Annotated in this window: 16 protein-coding genes and 1 pseudogene; 9 read left to right on the top strand and 8 right to left on the bottom strand. The window is 64.9% G+C overall.

The window, feature by feature from the left end:
- Nucleotides 1–4 precede the first annotated feature (4 nt).
- From V3328_RS15080 to V3328_RS15070, 3 genes are all read left to right on the top strand, one after another.
- Nucleotides 5–1351 (top strand): nucleotide sugar dehydrogenase, encoded by a 1347-nt coding sequence (locus V3328_RS15080; protein WP_340330515.1) that lies wholly within the window; start codon nucleotides 5–7, stop codon nucleotides 1349–1351.
- A 137-nt stretch (nucleotides 1352–1488) separates the two neighbouring features.
- Nucleotides 1489–2064, top strand: a complete 576-nt coding sequence (locus tag V3328_RS15075) for a hypothetical protein (RefSeq protein WP_340330514.1) — start codon at nucleotides 1489–1491, stop codon at nucleotides 2062–2064.
- Nucleotides 2065–2265: 201 nt separating this feature from the next.
- The gene (locus tag V3328_RS15070; protein ID WP_340330513.1) at nucleotides 2266–3570 is read left to right on the top strand and encodes an O-antigen ligase family protein; all 1305 of its coding nucleotides are present in this window, start codon (nucleotides 2266–2268) and stop codon (nucleotides 3568–3570) included.
- 21 nt (nucleotides 3571–3591) lie between these two features.
- Here the strand turns inward: V3328_RS15070 and V3328_RS15065 are convergent, their stop codons facing one another.
- The 6 genes from V3328_RS15065 to V3328_RS15040 form a co-directional block, all read right to left on the bottom strand.
- On the bottom strand, nucleotides 3592–4971 hold the full coding sequence (locus tag V3328_RS15065; RefSeq protein ID WP_340330512.1) for a tetratricopeptide repeat protein: 1380 nt from the start codon (nucleotides 4969–4971) through the stop codon (nucleotides 3592–3594).
- Nucleotides 4968–5720 carry a J domain-containing protein gene (locus tag V3328_RS15060; RefSeq protein WP_340330511.1) on the bottom strand — a complete coding sequence of 251 codons (753 nt, stop codon included), beginning with the start codon at nucleotides 5718–5720 and terminating at the stop codon, nucleotides 4968–4970. The genes V3328_RS15065 and V3328_RS15060 overlap by 4 nt, the downstream gene beginning before the upstream one ends.
- A gap of 3 nt (nucleotides 5721–5723) precedes the next feature.
- Nucleotides 5724–8300, bottom strand: a complete 2577-nt coding sequence (locus tag V3328_RS15055; protein ID WP_340330510.1) for a polysaccharide biosynthesis tyrosine autokinase — start codon at nucleotides 8298–8300, stop codon at nucleotides 5724–5726.
- Between the two features lie 42 nt (nucleotides 8301–8342).
- The gene (locus V3328_RS15050) at nucleotides 8343–8984 is read right to left on the bottom strand and encodes a polysaccharide biosynthesis/export family protein (RefSeq protein ID WP_340330509.1); all 642 of its coding nucleotides are present in this window, start codon (nucleotides 8982–8984) and stop codon (nucleotides 8343–8345) included.
- A 169-nt stretch (nucleotides 8985–9153) separates the two neighbouring features.
- On the bottom strand, nucleotides 9154–9945 hold the full coding sequence (locus V3328_RS15045; RefSeq protein WP_340330508.1) for a tyrosine-protein phosphatase: 792 nt from the start codon (nucleotides 9943–9945) through the stop codon (nucleotides 9154–9156).
- A gap of 183 nt (nucleotides 9946–10128) precedes the next feature.
- Complete coding sequence (locus V3328_RS15040; protein ID WP_340330507.1) at nucleotides 10129–10806, bottom strand: thermonuclease family protein; 678 nt, start codon at nucleotides 10804–10806, stop codon at nucleotides 10129–10131.
- A gap of 238 nt (nucleotides 10807–11044) precedes the next feature.
- Between V3328_RS15040 and V3328_RS15035 the strand changes: the two are divergent.
- From V3328_RS15035 to V3328_RS15020, 4 genes and pseudogenes are all read left to right on the top strand, one after another.
- Nucleotides 11045–12082 (top strand): annotated as a pseudogene (locus tag V3328_RS15035) (MBL fold metallo-hydrolase); the annotation flags it as partial.
- A gap of 147 nt (nucleotides 12083–12229) precedes the next feature.
- Complete coding sequence (locus tag V3328_RS15030) at nucleotides 12230–13480, top strand: Ppx/GppA phosphatase family protein (protein WP_378759043.1); 1251 nt, start codon at nucleotides 12230–12232, stop codon at nucleotides 13478–13480.
- Complete coding sequence (locus V3328_RS15025; RefSeq protein ID WP_340330506.1) at nucleotides 13477–14196, top strand: RlmE family RNA methyltransferase; 720 nt, start codon at nucleotides 13477–13479, stop codon at nucleotides 14194–14196. The genes V3328_RS15030 and V3328_RS15025 overlap by 4 nt, the downstream gene beginning before the upstream one ends.
- Nucleotides 14196–14390, top strand: coding sequence for a hypothetical protein (locus V3328_RS15020; protein WP_340330505.1), 195 nt, complete (start codon nucleotides 14196–14198; stop codon nucleotides 14388–14390). Before V3328_RS15025 ends, V3328_RS15020 begins: the two co-directional genes overlap by 1 nt.
- A gap of 7 nt (nucleotides 14391–14397) precedes the next feature.
- On the opposite strand, the gene V3328_RS15015 is transcribed toward V3328_RS15020, so the two are convergent.
- Entirely contained in the window at nucleotides 14398–15822 is a 1425-nt protein-coding gene (locus V3328_RS15015) for a DHA2 family efflux MFS transporter permease subunit (protein ID WP_340330504.1), read from the bottom strand.
- A gap of 91 nt (nucleotides 15823–15913) precedes the next feature.
- On the bottom strand, nucleotides 15914–16627 hold the full coding sequence (locus V3328_RS15010) for a CPBP family intramembrane glutamic endopeptidase (RefSeq protein ID WP_340330503.1): 714 nt from the start codon (nucleotides 16625–16627) through the stop codon (nucleotides 15914–15916).
- A gap of 77 nt (nucleotides 16628–16704) precedes the next feature.
- Between V3328_RS15010 and V3328_RS15005 the strand changes: the two genes are divergently transcribed.
- The gene (locus V3328_RS15005; protein ID WP_340330502.1) at nucleotides 16705–16995 is read left to right on the top strand and encodes a hypothetical protein; all 291 of its coding nucleotides are present in this window, start codon (nucleotides 16705–16707) and stop codon (nucleotides 16993–16995) included.
- Nucleotides 16996–17026: 31 nt separating this feature from the next.
- Nucleotides 17027–17944 (top strand): pirin family protein, encoded by a 918-nt coding sequence (locus V3328_RS15000; RefSeq protein ID WP_340330501.1) that lies wholly within the window; start codon nucleotides 17027–17029, stop codon nucleotides 17942–17944.
- The last annotated feature ends 26 nt before the right edge of the window (nucleotides 17945–17970 follow it).

The following is a 17970-nucleotide window of genomic DNA, read 5'->3' as shown; positions in this document are numbered from 1 at the left end:
TTCCATGGCCGCAGTGACCACACAGGAAGGCAATTCCATCGTCAGGCGGATCGCCGACCGAACCGCGGTCGCCGGGGTGATCGGGCTTGGCTATGTCGGGCTGCCGCTGGCGGTCGCCGTCGGGCGGGCCGGCTTCCGGACCATCGGATTCGACGTCGATGCGGAGAAGCCGCCACGGCTCGCCCGGGGCGAATCCTACATCGACGCGGTATCCGGACCCGATTTGAAGGCGTTGGTCGAGTCCGGACGGCTACGGGCCACCGACGACTTTGCCGGGCTCGCGGAGTGCGACGTGATCGTGATCTGCGTGCCGACGCCATTGACGCGGTACCGCGAACCCGACCTGTCGTTCGTCGAGGCTTCGACCCGGACGATTGCCCGCCACCTGCGGGACGGGCAACTCGTCGTCCTCGAATCGACGACCTATCCGGGAACGACCCGCGAAGTGCTGAAACCGATCCTGGAGGAGACCGGATTGCGCTCGGGCGTCGATTTCTTTCTCGGCTTTTCTCCCGAACGCGAGGATCCAGGCAATCGCGACTTTGCCACTGCGAGCATCCCCAAGATCGTCGCGGGCGATGGGCCCGGGGCAGCGGAAGCCATGGAAGCCTTCTATGGGGCGGTGGTCGACAAGGTCGTGCCGGTTTCCACCCTCGACGTCGCCGAAGCGGTGAAGATCACCGAGAACGTGTTCCGGGCGGTCAACATTGCGCTCGTCAACGAGCTGAAGATGGTATTCGAGCGCATGGGCATCGACGTGTGGGAGGTCATCGAGGCCGCCAAGACCAAACCGTTCGGCTACATGCCCTTCTATCCCGGGCCGGGCCTGGGCGGACACTGCATCCCCATAGACCCGTTCTACCTCACATGGAAATCACGCGAATTCGAGATCTCGACGCGATTCATCGAACTTGCCGGCGAGATCAACATCGCCATGCCGCGCTACGTCGTGGGACGTCTCGAGGAGGCGCTCGATCGCCGTCTTTCAAAATCGCTGAGTTCGTCCCGTATCCTTCTGCTCGGCCTGTCCTACAAGAAGAACGTTGCCGACGTCCGGGAGAGCCCGTCCTTCAAGCTGCTCGAAATTCTCGAATCGCGAGGCGCGAGCATCGGCTATCACGACCCCCATGTACCGGTCGTCCCGCCAACCCGCGAACATGGCCGTTACGCCGGCATGCCGTCGGTTCCGCTTACCGCCGATGAACTGTCGGGTTACGACGCGGTGCTGCTGGCAACCGACCACGATGACGTGGACTACAACCTGATCGCGCGAACGTCGCGGCTGATCGTGGACACGCGCAATATCTTCGCACGGCTCGGGATCCGGTCGGACCGTGTCGTCAAGGCCTGACGGTCGACGCCTCGCAGGCGAGGGGCGATGATCCGGCGCAGCGATGGCAGGCCGCCGCAATCGCCTTGATTGTACGGGCCTGTCGTTGCGCGTCGTGGTCAAAACGTGTAATGTCCTTCCCCATGGGGAGACACCTGATGCATCGCAAGATCTTCATCGCCCTGCTGGCATGGGCCGGTGCGGCGGGCGGGGCTGCAGCGCAACAATGCGCTCCCGTTGCCGAACAGAACCTGACCTGCGGTGTTCCCTACGATCCCGCGGCCGGCGTTCCCGTTGCGACCCTCAGCCAGATTTCCGGCGACGTGATGACGTCGGTGGACAGCGGCTTCACACTTGTCAGTGAGGATCAGGTCAGCTTGTTGCCGGGCGATCGCGTCATCGTCGCCGACGATGGCAAGGCGACCGTCACGATGGGAGCCACCTGCTCCAGCGAACTTCCTGCGCGCACGTCACTTACGATCCTCGCCGAAGGCGGCTGCGTCTACTATTCGACAACGCCCATGACTGCGGCTGCGGTCGAGGAAGTGCTCACCAGCGGGTCCGCATCTGGCTCGGCTGCTGCCGGCACTGCGGCAGGAGGAGTGGCCGGCGGGATCGGGGCAGGAACTGTTGCTGCCGTCGGCATAGGCGTCGTTGCGGTCGCCGCCGCCGTAGCGGCCATTGCCGAATCACAAAGCAGTAGCGATACGCCGGTCGTACCTATCAGCCCGTGAGGGCTCCCGTCTGGAGCAATATCCGGTAACGTGAGTGGTCTTGCGGCACCTGCAGGGCGCAAGGCGCCACACGGCGGCCGAAAGGCACTCCTGTATCTCGGATCGTGGCCGTCTCCACTGTGGATTCCGACCGCGACGCTTCTGGCTCTGTCGCTCGTGCTCGGCGGGGGGACACGGCAGGGCCTCTGGTCCGACGCCCTAGTGCAACTCGCCAGCCTGCCACTTATCGGCGTTGCCGTATGGCGGATATCGCACCGCAGCCTCCCTGTGCAGACGCGCTGGCCGCTGGGCATCCTGGCGGCCGTTCTTCTCCTTCCCCTCGTTCAACTGGTGCCGCTTCCGCCCGACCTCTGGTCGGCGCTTCCGGGGCGCGAGCAATTCGCCGCGGCATATCGGGTGGCCGGCATGGAGCCGCCCTGGCTGCCGCTCAGCCTCGATGGCGCGGCGACGTGGCGTGCCGAGCTGTCACTGTTGCCTGCGGTTGCGATCTTCCTTGCGACGCTCTCCCTGAACTACGATGCCCGTCGGCGGCTCAGCGTCCTCGTGATTGCCGTCGGATTCGTGGCGGTGGTGCTCGGCCTCGCGCAGATCGCGGGCGGGTCCGGGAGCCCGCTGCGTTTCTATCCCATCACCAATCCGACCGACAGCGTCGGCTTCTTCGCCAACCGCAATCACCATGCCGCTTTCCTCTATTCGCTGATCGCCTTCGTCGCCGCCTGGATGTTTGCCGTGTTGCACGAAGGCCGGTCCGAGCGCACGCCGGCGGTGATCGCCTGCGTGCTGATCCTTGTCGTCCTCCTGATCGGCCTTGGCATGGCCCGCTCCCGCGCCGGCCTGGTACTCGCGTTGGCGGCGATCGTGGCGAGCGCGCTCCTGGCCGGTTCCGGACGAGACGGCTCTACCCGTCGGGGATGGCTGACGATCCTGGTCGGCGCGTTGCTGGGGACGATCCTGATCGTGCAGTTCGCCCTGGAGCGGATCCTGTCGCGGTTCGACGTCGGCGCGGGGATGGGCGAACTTCGCCTCCGGATGACCGAGATCACATTGCAGGCGGGGCGTGCCTTCGCACCATTCGGTACCGGCTTCGGTACCTTCGAGGCCGTCTACCAGATGTTCGACAGGCCAGAGGTGGTGTTGAGCGCCTATGTCAATCACGCGCACAACGACTGGGCTGAGCTGTGGCTGGAGGGCGGCGTGCCCGCTATGCTCGTCGCGGTCGCATTTCTGGCCTGGTATTCTGTTGCCGCGATCGGGGTGTGGCGGGGACGGTCCGGGACGATGGCCCCGGTGGACAGGGCTCTCGCGCGGGCCGCTTCGATCGCGATCCTGCTTCTGCTCGCCCATTCCGCGGCGGACTACCCCCTTCGCACGACGGCGATGACGACGTTTCTTGCCTTTGCCTGCGGGTTGCTCGTGGCACCGGTTAGACGCTCGGCGCAAGATCCGGCGGCAGACACGGGGCAACGACGCGTGCGAAATGCCGGATCGGCCCGTCCACTCGGCTAAAGCGAGTAGGTGGGCTGCGGGCTATCCCGCGGGCTGAGTTGCGGTTGATGTCGGCCCGGCCCGCGAGATTCGCATCGCGTCGTACCACACCGTTCCGGATATCTCCCGTTCGGGCGCAATTCGCGCCGCAATATCCAGCCGCAGGCGCTGAACAGGGCAACCTGTCTTCGGGACCTCGAATGTATCCTGGAAGCCGGACCACGGACGGGTCCCGGAGATGCGTTCCGTTTCCAGCAGATCCGCTCGGTCGCCACCTGCGCAGGATATTTGCCACGACAGGCCGCGTTCGTTGCGCAGGTCCTGCGCTCTGACCCGACCGGACAGGCGGTATCTGCCGGGAGGCAGCATCAATACCTTCCGCACGTGCTCATAGGGCACACGAGTCCCGGCATACTCGATACGCAGCGCCTGGCCCTTGCCGTCGTCCTGAACGGCAACTACGGAGGTTTCTGTTCCCCTTATCGGCATGACCGTCCAATCGAACGGCGATCCGTCGAACTGGAACTCGAAATCGCCATTGTACAGATAGTCGAGCGGTCGGCGTCGGTCGGGAGGGATCAACCGCAGCCAGTCGAAATACGCTTGCTCGTACTGGCCGGCGTTCACCAGCCGGTCGAAGTAGAGCCGGATTTCGTCCGTGGATGGCGGTCGCGGCCCCTGCGCCAGTCCGTGTAGGATGGCCCATGCCGCACCGGGGTCCGGCGATCCGCGGGCAAACTCCTGGAGGAAGCTTGAACGCCATGGCGGGTTCTCCCCCAGGAGCGCGACAATGGGATCCCGAGCCGAGGGTTGGGAGGCGAGGTAAAAGAGTGCAGGTTTGACCTCGTCCCACAGCTCCGGATTGGCGCGCAGCAATACGTCCATGTGGAAGATGGCGGCGTCCAGGTTCCCGTCCGCCATGCTCGCATCGAAAAGTGTCGCATGGGCCAGAGCATCGCGCAGGGTCCGCTCCCCGACGATATCCATCAGTTCCACGCCGCGCCCGTTCTCGCTCCGCGCCTGGGCGACGAGCGCCAACTGGCGAAGGGCAGCGGCCTGCAGCGGGGTCTCCCTCAGAGCGCGCCGCGCCAGCGATTCGACGCCATCAAGATGCGCATCGTCCGCGCCGGCTGCGGGCGAGCGCGTTTCGGCGAGCCTGACCATGGCTTCGGCATTGCGCGGGTTCCATTCTAGCGCTCGATCGGGCGCAGAGCGGGTCAGCGACGCGCTCATGGTGGTGGCGATGACCTGCCGGGCCGTCCACGCCAGCGTGATGATCAGCAAGGTTGGCAAGATCAACGGCCGGATTTGCCACTTCGATCCGCCGTCGTTGTCGCTGGTCCCGCGGCGGTGGCGATGTCGCCGCCGTTCAGGGCCGAGTCCCAGCGATGCCCGCAGGTCGGAAGCCCGCGAAAGGCTCATTTCGGCGGACGCCCGGCGGTGCTCACCGTCTGGATGTCGCCGGGAGAGGTGGGTGCGCGCCCGACGTTCGTCTGCGGATCACGGGCGCCGGGCTGCCGGTTGCCAACCTGCTCCGCCATCACGGTCGCGGTCGGCTCCGGGTTGGGAGAAGGCAGCAGCAGTACTGCTGCGACGGTCGCGGCCGCGGCGGCAGTGAGCAGGATGCGCCGGTACCAGGGACGTGAGGTATCGGCCCGAACCACCGGTTCGATGCGCCAAGGAAGACGCAGGGGCACCGGCCGGCTCTTTACCCGGCGCGCCGGCTTTGGCCTTGGAGCAAGCTGAAGCGATCGGTCGTAGGCGGCCCGCCGCTCCGGCGATTTCAGATCCTGCCACGCGGCAATAACGCGTTCCGCGAAGACCACTTCCCAATCGCTGCGATTGCGGTCTGGATGCAACCACTTCATCAGCCATCGCATGTGCTCCCGCAGTGTCTCCTGGGAGGCGTCAGGCTCTACCCCCAGCGTGCGATAGCTGTCTGAGTTGCCGGCAAGCAATACCTGCTCCAGGTAGAGCGCGGCGGCTTCCCTTATCCGCCCCGGGGATTCGCCTGTCGAGCAGACGGCATCTTCCAATGCTTCCTGCGAGCCGGCACCGATCTTGATGAGCATCAGGATGCCGGGCGGGAGCGGCTGTTCCCTGATCAGACCGGCGAGGGTCGGTACCCTGGCCAGATCCAGCGCGACATAGAGGGCTCGGGCCGCAGCCATCGCTCAGGATTCCCGGGCGTCCGGCAGAGTGCCCTGGGGATCGACGCCGTATCCGTAATAGGCGGTATCCCCATATCCGTAGCCGTATCCGTAGGTGTAGCCGGCCTGCTTTATGTCGAACTTGTTGAGCAGGACGCCGAGCATCTGAGCACGGGCGAAATACAGCCGCTTCAGCGCTGACTTCGCGACACTGCGCCGCGTGCCGTTGGCTTCGACCACCAGCAATGTGCCTTCCGCAATGCTCGCCAGCAGCGGGGCGTCGGCAAGGCCCGCAACCGGAGGGCCGTCGATTACCACAAGTTCGTACTTCTCGCATGCCACTGACAGCAGCGAAAGCATCTTCGGGCTTGCCAGGAGTTCGGCAGGATTCGGCGGCAACGGCCCGCATGGCATGAAGGTCAGCGTCGGCAGGTCGGTCTCGAGCAACACGTCCGGCGGCCGCATGGACCCCGCCAGGCAGTTCGTCAGGCCGGCGGTCTCTTCGCTCTCCATGTGCCGATGCAGTGTCGGCTTGCGCAGGTCGGCGTCGATAAGAAGCACACGCATTCCAAGGTGCGCGAAGTACCGGGCCAGCACGAAGGCCGTGGTGCTCTTTCCTTCCGATGCGCGCGAGCTGGTGACGAGGAGACTCCGAGGCACGCCCGACGCCGTGGAGAACTGCAACGCGGTTCGCAGCGAGCGGAACGCCTCGGAGACGGCCGACCGCGGGTCCTCCAGAAGATCGATGGGCGTGTCGCGCCTGCCGGTGGCGGGCACGACCCCGAGCAGCGGCAGGGCGAGGTTGTCTTCGACGTCTTCGGGAGACTTGAAGGTATCGTCGAGATACTCGCGGGCGAACGCAGCCATTCCGCCGAAGAGCAGTCCTAACATCAGAGCCCTGATCAGGTTCGATCGCATGTTCGGCGTGTACGGCGCGCCAGGCAACTGCGCGTAGTCGACAACCGAAATATTGTTTGTGCCGACACCGCCTGCGACGCCAATCTCCTTGTAGCGCTGCAGGAGTGCGTCATAGAGGGCGCGATTCGTATCCACCTCCCGCTGGAGGATCGTGTACTGGATGCTGCGGTCGCGGAAATCCAGCACTTCCGACTTCAGGGCATCGACCTGTTGTTGCAGGGCCTGTTCCTGCTCCACAGAGGCTTCGTAGCGGGCCTTTGCGGATTCCTTGATCAGGCTCACTTCGGTGTCGATCTGGCGTGCGAGTTCGTCGATCTGCGCTTGCAGCTTGAGCATCTCGGGGAAAGCCGGCTTGTAGACGCTCAGCTTGTTCTGATACTCGGCGACGAGCGCGGCTCTTTCGAGCCGCATTTCTTCGAGCGACTCGCTCTCGAGTATCGGCGAGAGCCCCAGATCCGTCTTGGATTGCAGCTGCCGCCACGTGAGTTCGTTGCGTAGCCGTTCGCGGCTTATCTCGGTGAGCGCATCGTTTGCCGCGGACAGATTGGTCATCGCCAGCGTCTGGCTTTCGCTGGTATTTACGATCTGTTCCTTCCCGGCATAGCGAACAAGCTCCTTTTCCGACTCCTCCAGCTTCAGTTTTGTCTCTTTCAGGCGGTCCTCCAGGAATTTCCGCGCATAGGTCGACGCCTCGTACCGCCGATCGAGATTCGCCGCGATGTAGCCGTCGGCGATTGCATTCACGACGCGCTGCGCGACAGCGGGATCCGGGCTATCGAAGCTCAACCGGACGAGGCTCGACGAACGTATGGGATCTATGCGCATCCCCGCGATGACCCGCCAGGTGGCCATGTTTTTGCGCGCCTCCAGGGACGGCATCGGAGAGTCGTCGGCGCCTCCGAACACAATCTGCAACAGTTTCGCCCAGGGCGACGGGGTCTCGGTCTTCAGGAAGGCAGTGTCGTCGGCGAGATTGCCCTCGGCGACCACGCGCTCCGCCATCGACCGGCTTCTCAGGATTTCGAACTGGGTCTGGTAAAAGTCGAGGTCGCGGGCCCCGTCGATGGCCTGCACTCCCTCGACATTCATGATCTTGGGCAGTTCACGGCTGATCTGGATGGTCGTGCTCGCCCGGTAGATCGGAGTCACAAGGAGGGTGTAGATCAGCCCCCCGGTCACGACGACGAACACTACGCCGATTATCAGCAGGCGATGTTTTAGCAGGATCCCCAGGTACTTGCGGAACTCGGCGGCGATGTCGCTGCCGGGCTGTTCGAAGTAGGCCGATTGCGGTGCGTAGGCGTCCGGGAGAGTTTCCCTGCGAACCAGCGCCTTCTTGCCAACCGGCGAGGGAAGGGCGGGCTCCTCCGTCTGACGGGCGTCGCGAGGTGCGCCGTTTCCACCGTTGCGGCGGGCGGGACCCTCGGTCCAGTCGTCCTGCTGCCCGTTGCCCCTGCCACTGCTCCCATGTTCTGGGCCTGCAGTCGCGTCGTGGTCCCAGGCGGCATGCTCTTCCGCCTCACCGGACCGGCGGATCCCGGCTTCGCCCGGAGGCGATGAGTGCCCGTCGCATTCCGAAGCGCCGGGCTCAGACTTGCCGGGAGAGCGCGCGCCGCTTGCCGGATCCGGCGGGCTGCCGCCGACTTCGGGCCGTTTTTCGCCTTCGCTGTCGCTGCCGTTCATCGCCGCAAGACATTCTAAATCAGGAGAATTCCCTGATGCAGCTTACAACAACCACGTGAACACCCCAACTACGGGAATAACTTCCTTCACACCTCCCCAAATCGTGCGTATGCCCGAGGTGTCGACGACGATCACATCGCCGCCCTGAAGTGTCGGGTCGGGTGCCTTGCCGTCTCGTATGGCGGAAAGATCGAATTTCGCGGCGCTGCGCTGATCACCGACAGTGCGGAATACCAGGATGCTCTGCGGATCTGCCACACTGTTCAGGCCACCCGCCACGGCGACCGTCTGCAACAGGGTCGTGGGCCCTGACAGCGGGTAGACCCCGGGCTTGATCACCGCCCCGTCAACGGTCACCCGCTGGCTATTGTACTCGGTGATGAACACCGTGACCTGAGGCGACTGCAGATATTTCTCCGACAGTTTCGAGGCGATATGGGCCTCAAGCTCCGGTACCGTCTTGCCACCGGCCTCCACGGCGCCGATCAACGGCATGGAGATCTGGCCGGTCGCGCTGACCTGCGCAGTCTTGCTGAGGTCCGGCACCTGAAACACGGAGACCTCCAGTTCGTCCAGAGGGCCTATCCGATATTCCCCGGCGCCAGGGTTCTCTTTTTTCAACTGGGCGCTGAGATTGTCCGGAAGCTTCACGCTGGATTGCGGAAGCTGCTGATCCACTGCCATTTCCCGTCGTCCGCCCGAGTTGCCGGCGGGCTGTGTCGACTCAAGGCCGAGTTGCGGCGGTTGCTGGTCGGACGTCGTGCACCCCGGGAGCAGGAATATCCCGAGCATCAATCCTAACCAGCATCTTGAAAACATCTGCCACTCTGCCGTTGGGCCAAGCCCTGTAGCCTCAATTGAATGTCGGAAACCATTTGCGCGAGGCGGGACGAGGCATGTTCTCCCTGGGCGTGTTCCGGGGCAAGCCCGAAGGCATCACGTTGGCAATCACACACTGCGGACGCGCCAGAACCAGATTCCCCGCCTCGACCTCACCGACGCGCCGCGCCGAAATGTCCCTCGCCTCGGCCAGGCGCGGCGGCCGGCCGTGCGCGTCATGAGCGTCTGTGGCGAGTATGTGCGCCATACCTTCGTCGAGCATACGTTCGGACCAGTACCGGGCTCGCTTGCCGAAGTGTCCGGTTAGCGATCCGGCGGTCAACTGGGCCAATGCGCCGGCTTCGATCAATCGAACGAGCACGTCGTAGTGCGTATCGATCCACGTCAGCCGTTCGGGATGTGTGATTATCGGGAAGTACCCCTCGGCGATGACGCCGAACGTGAACTCTTCGAATCGCGGCGGCAGGACGTGGTGCGGCGGTTCGAACAAAAGATAGCGAGAACCGTTGAGGGTCAGCACCCGCTCCGATCTCAGACCCGTCCTCAGGTCGGGCGCCGCATGGACATCGGCCCCGGCAACGACCTGCAAGGGAATGCCGGCGTCGCACAACGCTCTTGAGAACTCGCTGACGGCGGCCAGAATCTGCGGTCCGTTGTTGTCGTACAGCCCCGGCAAAATGTGCGGCGTACAGGCGCAGATGGTTATTCCGTCCGCCGTGGCAATCCGAGCCATTTCCAGAGAGACGGCGATATCCGTCGGGCCATCGTCGAGCCCAGGCAGCATATGGCAGTGAAGATCAATCAACAGCCCGTCCTGGTGCACGCGATTTTATGACTTATTTTTGCGAGCATGGCCAATCGTCTGCCCAATACGCGTGTAAGGCTTGTAGGCATCTGCTCGGATTCATGTCAACCCGTCGGTTCCGGACCCGATCGGCGCGGAAAATAAGATCATTTTCAAAGGTTTATGGCCAGCGGTGTGGCTGAGTCACCGGGAGCTGGCTGCCCGCCAGCCCGCCTCCAGCGCTTCGCGCTCCGTACAGAACCATTTCCCGCCCTTCGATTCGTTGACCTTCACCCGATCGTACCAGGGTGACCAGGGAGGGTGATAGATTTGCTCGCCGCGGGCCACTACCCCCTTGATCGGGCAGCCACCAGGCGCGCCTTGCGCGGCAGCCGCCCACCGTTCCGATCGGTAGTCCCAGGGGGCGATCGCCGCCCCTTGCCATATCCCGAGGCCCGCCGCTCGCGCCTCGGCTTCGGCGGGGGAATAGTCATCGGCACCTTCGGCAATTGCCCAGGCGTAGCCTTCGGAGACCATGCTCTTGTTGAGCACCAGGTCACCCGCCGAGCAGATGCCGTACTTTTGCTCGTTTTCGTCGTTGCGGATGATCGTGCACTCGACGTCCCGGTCCTCCGCCATCGCTTCGAGCACTTCCGTGGCGCGGTTGCCGCACGGCCAGCTTCCGCCGCCGGCCTTCCCGCATTTCTGTCCCGCCTCCGGAGCGTCAATTCCGTGGAGGCGGACAATGATGCCGTCGATCTCGATCGTATCGCCGTTGACGACCGAGGCACGACCCGCGGCCATCGTGTCCCCCGCAAGGGCGGGCGCGTGTGCGGTGATGCATGCGCCAAGCAGCAGGATCTCTGCCAGTGGAGCCGCCAACCTCATTGGCATCTACCCTTCAAGCGAGCCGGCAATTGTCGGCAACGATTGCGCAATGACGCCGACCGGGTTTGCGACATGTCCCCGGACAACTCGGCATGGCAGCCTTCCGGACGGCCACCCGCCCGGCCAATCGTGACTCCCGCTCATCCCGTTGTCTATTTTCATCGATCTAAAGACTATGCTCTCACATGGAGAAGCGGCATCGGCGCCAGGAGTTCCACCGTATCCGGCGCTCGGGTCGAGCCGTGTGTCTCGGCCGCCGTTCGGCCATGAATTAGACGGGCAATTGGGCTTTCTCAATGCCGAAGTATTCCAAATGGCGCACGGCGGGGACGCCCGTGCATCGATCAGGGCAAAGCTCAGCGGCGGTCTCGCAAAACGGTCTGGAGGAATCATGGAACGCAAGAAATCGGCGGGAACACCTGACGTCGTCGGCTTCTATCACGAGCCGACCTTCTCGGTTGCCTACATTGTCTCGGACTCCGCTACCGGCAAGGCGGCCGTCATCGATCCGGTGCTGGACTATGACGAGAAGGCCGGGCGCGTATCGACCGAATTCGCCGATGCCATGCTCGACGAAATCGAGCGGGAAGGGCTCGAAGTGGAGTGGATTCTCGATACCCATCCGCACGCCGACCATTTTTCGGCGGCCGCCTACCTGAAAGAGAAATTGGGTGCGCCGACCGCCATCGGTTCCCATGTGACGGACGTGCAGAAGCTCTGGAAGGGCTTCTACAACTTGCCCGATTTTCCTGCCGACGGCTCGCAGTGGGATCGGCTGTTTGCCGACGGCGATACGTTTGGTGTTGGAACCACGGGGGCGCGCGTGATGTTTTCGCCCGGCCATACGCTGGCCTCCATCACCTACGTCATTGGCGATGCCGCGTTCGTCCACGATACGCTGTTCCAGCCCGATTTCGGCACGGCGCGTGCCGATTTTCCCGGCGGCGACGCCGCCCAGCTCTATCGGTCGATCAAGGCGATCCTCGCGCTGCCCGAGGAGACGCGCCTGTTCACCGGCCATGACTACATGCCAGGCGGGCGCCCCGTGGCGTGGGAATCGACCGTCGCGGAGCAGAAGCGCAGCAACAAGCACCTGCGCGACGATCCCGACGAGGCGACCTATGTCGCTCGCCGTACAGAACGGGACGCGACCTTGCCGATGCCGAAGCTGATCCTGCACGCACTGCAGGTGAACATGCGCGGCGGTCGGCTGCCGGAACCCGAGGACAACGGCACCTCCTATCTCAAGATCCCGATAGGCGTCCTGTAGGCCGCCTGCCGATGATCGTGCGCCGAACGTCCGCAACGCACGGTTTGCGCTTTTCCACGGTCTTGCTAACCTGTCCGACGAAGAAGAGACGCCCGCCGGCACTGGCGCGCCTTTGCATGCGACGACCGGCGAACAAGGACACGGATAGTGGAACAGGACGACGGTGGCGTCGACGCGCAAGTGCGCGGCCCGACGGCCGGTCCGCGGTACCGGGGTGATACGCCTGCTGCCCAGGCATCGGGCGGCAAGGCGGCGGTTGTCTCGGGGCAAGAGAGAGAGTTGCGGCCGCAGGGCGGCGCAAGACCTAGTTCGCACGCCGCGCGCCGAGCCGACCCGGGGCACGGGCGCGTCTACGCCGCACTGGACCTGGGCACCAACAATTGTCGTTTGCTTGTCGCGCAGCCGACGCGGCGGGCCTTTCGGGTCGTCGACGCGTTCTCCCGGATCGTCCGGCTTGGTGAGGGGGTGACGCACAGCGGACGGCTCGCCGACGACGCCATGAAGCGCGCCATCGATGCGCTCGTCATCTGCCGCGACAAGATGGTGGCTCGCGGCGTCACCCGCAGCCGCCTGATCGCCACACAGGCCTGCCGCATGGCCGACAACGGCGCCGATTTTCTTCAGCGGGTGCGGGAGGCGACCGGTCTCGAACTGGAGATCGTCGATCAGGAGACCGAAGCGCGGCTGGCCGTATCCGGGTGCGCATCACTCGTCGACCAGGCGGCTCGCGGCGTCGTCGTGTTCGACATCGGCGGGGGATCGACTGAACTGATCCTGCTCGACTCGGGGGAGCGGGGCTTCAAGAGTCCCTTCACGGTGCAACGCCATGTGTCCGCCTGGACTTCGCTGCCGATCGGTGTCGTGACCCTCTCCGAGGTCTTCGGCGGAAAGGACGTCGACAGACCGCTGTTCGAGAAGATGGTGAAGCACGTTCAGGCGGCGCTGGAGCCGTTCGCCGCCGATGTTGCCGCCCGCATCAACTTCAATGAAAAGGAACTGCATCTGCTCGGCACCTCGGGCACGGTGACGACGATCTGCGGAGTCCATCTGGGCCTCGATCGCTACGACCGCCGCCGCGTCGACGGCACCTGGATGCGGCGCGACGACGTGGTCCGGGTCACCGACGATTTGCTCTCGATGGGGCACGCGGAGCGCGTCGCAAATCCCTGCATTGGTGCCGACCGCGCGGATCTGGTGCTGGCGGGCTGCGCCATCTTCGAGGCGATCCGGCGGTTGTGGCCCTGCGACCGGGTTCGTGTCGCCGACCGTGGCCTGCGCGAGGGCATGCTGCTGACGCTGATGGCAGGCGACGGAGTATGGCGCCGCAGTGGCCGCCGCCACCGCTCCATGTATCGCAACCCGGCGGGCGCGCCGCATTCGGGCGGGGTCCGAACATGAGCGAGAAGTCGTCGGGATCCGGCGCGGGCCGGTCGGGGCGTCTCAAGGTGCGGGTCAAGACGGCGCGCCGCCGTTCCTCGGCCTCGACGCGCTGGCTCCAGCGGCAGCTCAACGATCCCTACGTCGCAAAGGCGCGGGCCGAGGGGTATCGCTCGCGGGCGGCCTACAAGCTTGCCGAGATCGACGACAAGCACCGGTTTCTGAAGCCTGGCGACCGGGTCGTTGACCTGGGCGCGGCCCCGGGCGGCTGGTCGCAGGTCGCGGCCGAGCGCGTCCGTGCCGCCGACGGACGTGGCCGGGTGGTGGCAATCGACATCTTGGAAATGGATCCGGTTGCTGGCGTTCAGGTGTTGCATCTCGACTTTCTCGACGAAAGCGCGCCGGACCGGCTGCGCGAGGCGCTCGGCGGACCTGCCGACGTGGTGATGTCCGACATGGCGCCGCCGACCACCGGCCATCGCCAGACCGATCATCTGCGCATCATGGGAATGTGCGAGACCGCGCTCGAATTCGCCCGGGAGGTGCTCGCGCCCGGCGGGGCCTTTCTCGCCAAGGTCCTGCGCGGCGGCACGGAGGGCGAGATGCTGAAGGACATGAAGCGCGACTTCGACAAGGTCCGGCACGTCAAGCCGCCCGCCAGCCGCGCCGATTCCGCCGAACTCTACGTGCTGGCGACCGGTTTCAAGGGTCGTGCGGACGAGGGCGGCGAACGCTGATGAGCAACGACTTCGGCGTCGGCGGCCTGGAACTTGCGATCGTCGTGCTTGTCTTCTCGCTGCCGTGGCTGCTGGGCGGCGCGGTCATCGGCGCGCTCTTGTGGCACCGGATGCGCGGGGGGACGTGGTGGGTCGGTGCGCTGGGGGGCGCTATTCTTGGCGCCGTCACGGGATTCTTCGCGATGATGCCGTAGCGTCCGGCTACCGCTCCCGTGCCGCGGTCACCGCGTCGGGCGCCAGTTCGCGCTTGTGGCCGGAGACTTCGCGGCCCGCGTCGCCGGGCAGGGTTAGGAACAGCAGGACGGAGGCAAGCGTCGCCAGGCCGATCACCACGAAGGCTGCGGAAAAATCGGATATCGCGAGAGCTTCGCCGCCCCGGGCCACCCTGGTCAGTTCGAGCGTGATGGCTGCAAGCGAAATACCGATCGATATCGCGAGTTGCTGAACGACGCTCGACATGGACGTTGCGCTGCTCATCCGGCCGGGCTCGATGTCGGCGATGGCCAGGCTGTTCGTGCTCGTGAACTGCAGCGAGCGGAAGAACCCTCCGACGAGAAGAACCGCGGAGAACATGATCACCGGGGTCGACAGGCTGAAGGCCGCCGGCAGCGCGATGAAGACCGCGCACAGCGCACCGTTGATGATCAGGATCGTGCGGAATCCCAGCCGCCTCAGCACGGGTGGCGCGACGAACTTCATGGCAATCGCCCCGATCGCTGCAACGAACGTCGTCATACCCGAGGCAAACGGGGTCAGTCCGTAGACAAGTTGCAGCATCAGCGGGATCAGGAACGGCGTCGCCCCGACCCCGATCCGGAACAGCGCGCCGCCGAGGATGGCGATCCGGTAGGTCGGGATCGCGAACAGGGTAAGGTCGAGGATCGGCGAGGTCGTCCGCCGGGCGTGGAAATAGTAGATCGTCAGCAGCACGCCGCCGACGCCCAGCATCGCGAATATCCACGTACGCGGCAGGACGTCGAGGCCGAGGTTGGTGCCGCCGGAGACGACCAGCGCCAGTCCCATTCCCGACAGCAGGAAGCCGAGCGCATCGAAGGGCCGCCTGGTTTCGCCGCGTACGTCGGGGATGACCAGGGTGGCGAAGATGAGTCCGACGATCCCGATCGGCACGTTCACCCAGAATATCCAGCGCCACTCGAAATAGGTGGTGATGAAGCCGCCCAGCGGGGGACCCAGCACGGGCCCGGTCAGTGCCGGCACCGTCAGCCAGGCCATGGCGCTGATCAGCTCGGACTTCGGGATCGTGCGCATGATGACCAGCCGGCCCACGGGCACCATCATCGCGCCCCCCATCCCCTGCACGACCCGTGCGACGACGATCTCGGGAATAGAGCCGGACAGGCCGCAGGCGATCGATCCGAGGGTGAACACGACGATCGCCAGCCGGAACACCAGCCGCGCGCCGAACGTGTCGGCAAGCCAGCCGCTGGCGGGAATGAAGACGGCCAGGCTGATCAGGTAGGACGTCAGCGCCAGCTTGAGACGGATCGGGTCCTCGTTGAAGTCGGCGGCAATCGCCGGCAGCGCCGTGGAGAGAACCGTCGAATCGAGGTTCTCCATGAACAGGGCGCAGGCGACGACGAGGAGGACGAGGGTGCGGGACTGCATGGGAAGGCGAGACTTACCAGAGCCGGCAACAGGTGGCGAGTAGCGTCGGCGCTTGGCTGCGAATCGCAGAACGCAGGGGTCGGCGGACAGGTCAGTACCCGACGGCACCGTGATAGAAATACATGCCGAGCCCGGTGGTGAAGATGATCTGGCCGGCGATGGAGTGCATCAGCCATGCGTAGAAGAACGATCCACGCCGCTGGTAGGCCCATGCGAAGATCACTCCGCCGGCCGCCGTCAGTATGACCGCCGGCCAGTTCCAGTAGAACAGGTGCGCCAGGGAAAAGACGGCGCCGTTCACGACGATCGCCGTGCCGGCATTGGGAAACAGCCCGCCGTATCTGGCGAAGAACAGCGCTCTGAAGACGATCTCCTGCGGCAGGGCCGACAGGAAGGGATAGGCGACCATGATCAGAAGCCAGAGCCGCTCGTCGTGTCGCGGCAGCCAGAACAGCGCGTGCGGCCTCAGCCAGGTAACGAGACCGACGGCGACAAGGGATGTGAGAAGCACGAACGCGGTGAGGAGCAGCAATCCCGGGACCAGCGGGCGCGACATCAGCGAGCGCCAGGAGAACCCTTTGGTGATGCTCAGGAGAAGGACGGCGACGACGAACATCCCGGCCAGGCCGGACCAGATCATCTGCGGAGGCAGCCCGAGCGCCATGACCAGCGGCGTCACGATGAAAATCGCCGCGAACTCCAGCCGCAGGCCGATCGGCCCGCCCCAAACCGCGGGAAACGCCTTGGTCACTGTCACGTACACGGCTCCGCAGGCATCGATAACGAAATAAGCTGAATCGCCCATACAGACTATCCGGGTACGGTGGAGATGGTATGATTTGACCGGCGGAAAAGGGTTCGATGCAGCAGCGGGAGACCGGAATGGCCATCGGTGCGATTAGGATATCGGGAGTGTGGTTGCTCGCTCTGGCGGCGGCGACCGGTACTGCTTCGGCTCAATCGGATTCCAGTTCGACCGATGACGCCGCCGAAGGCATCGTGTCGGCGCAGCTTCGCGCGCAGGGCTACCCCTGCAGCGCTCCGCACAGCGCCGAGCCTGACAAGGGCGATTCCTCCCCCGGCGAGACCGCCTGGATCATCACCTGTGACAATGCGACATATCGAGTGAAACTGGTGCCGGATCAGGCCGCCAAGGTCGAACAGATCGACTGACGAGCGGCAGGCTGGCGGTCGGAGGTGCCGTATGAGCTGGATGCCTTCGCAGGATCCGAAGCTCGGCGACGCGAAGTCGTGCGATGCCCTGGATCTGATCATCGTGCCGCGGGCGCGGGACATCGGCGGATTCGAGGTGCGGCGCGCGCTCCCGCACGGCAAACGGCAGATGGTCGGGCCGTTCATCTTCTTCGACCAGATGGGACCGGTGCAGTTCGTGGCCGGGCAGGGGATGGATGTCAGGCCCCACCCGCACATCGGGTTGGCCACGGTCACCTATCTGTTCGACGGTCGCGTCATGCACCGCGACAGCGAAGGCAACGCCCTGGAGATCACGCCGGGCGCCATGAACCTGATGACGGCGGGACGCGGCATCGTGCATTCCGAACGCACGCCCGGGGATGTGCGCGCCGATGGCGGCGCGATGTACGGGATCCAGAGCTGGATTGCGCTGCCCGAGGCCGACGAGGAAACCGACCCCTCATTCCAGCATTTCGACGAAGCAAGCCTGCCCGTTGTCGAGGACGGCGGTGTGAAGGCGCGAATCATCGCCGGGACCGCCTTCGGGCGCGCATCGCCGGTGGGCATGCTGTCGGACTGGCTGTATGCGGAGGTTATCCTCCAGGCAGGCTCGAGCGCGCCGCTCGATCCGGATCACGAGGAACGTGCCGTCTACGTCGTGCGCGGAACGGTGGAAATTGCCGGTCAGGCTTTCGAAGGCCCGCGGCTTCTGGTTTTCCGGCCGGGCGACCGGATCACGGTACAGGCTGTCACCGGGGCTCACCTGATGTTTCTCGGGGGAACCGCGCTGGAGGGCCCCCGCTACATCTGGTGGAATTTCGTCTCCTCGCGCAAGGAGCGCATCGAGGAGGCCAAGGAGGCCTGGAGATCCGGCAGCTTCAAGCCTGTGCCGGACGAGACCGAATTCATTCCCCTTCCGGAGAGATGAATCCGGCCTCGCCGGTCAGACGCCTG

Source organism: Microbaculum marinum (assembly GCF_037855135.1).
Classification (GTDB): Bacteria; Pseudomonadota; Alphaproteobacteria; order Rhizobiales; family Tepidamorphaceae; genus Microbaculum; species Microbaculum marinum.
This window is presented reverse-complemented; position numbering and strand designations above follow the sequence as displayed.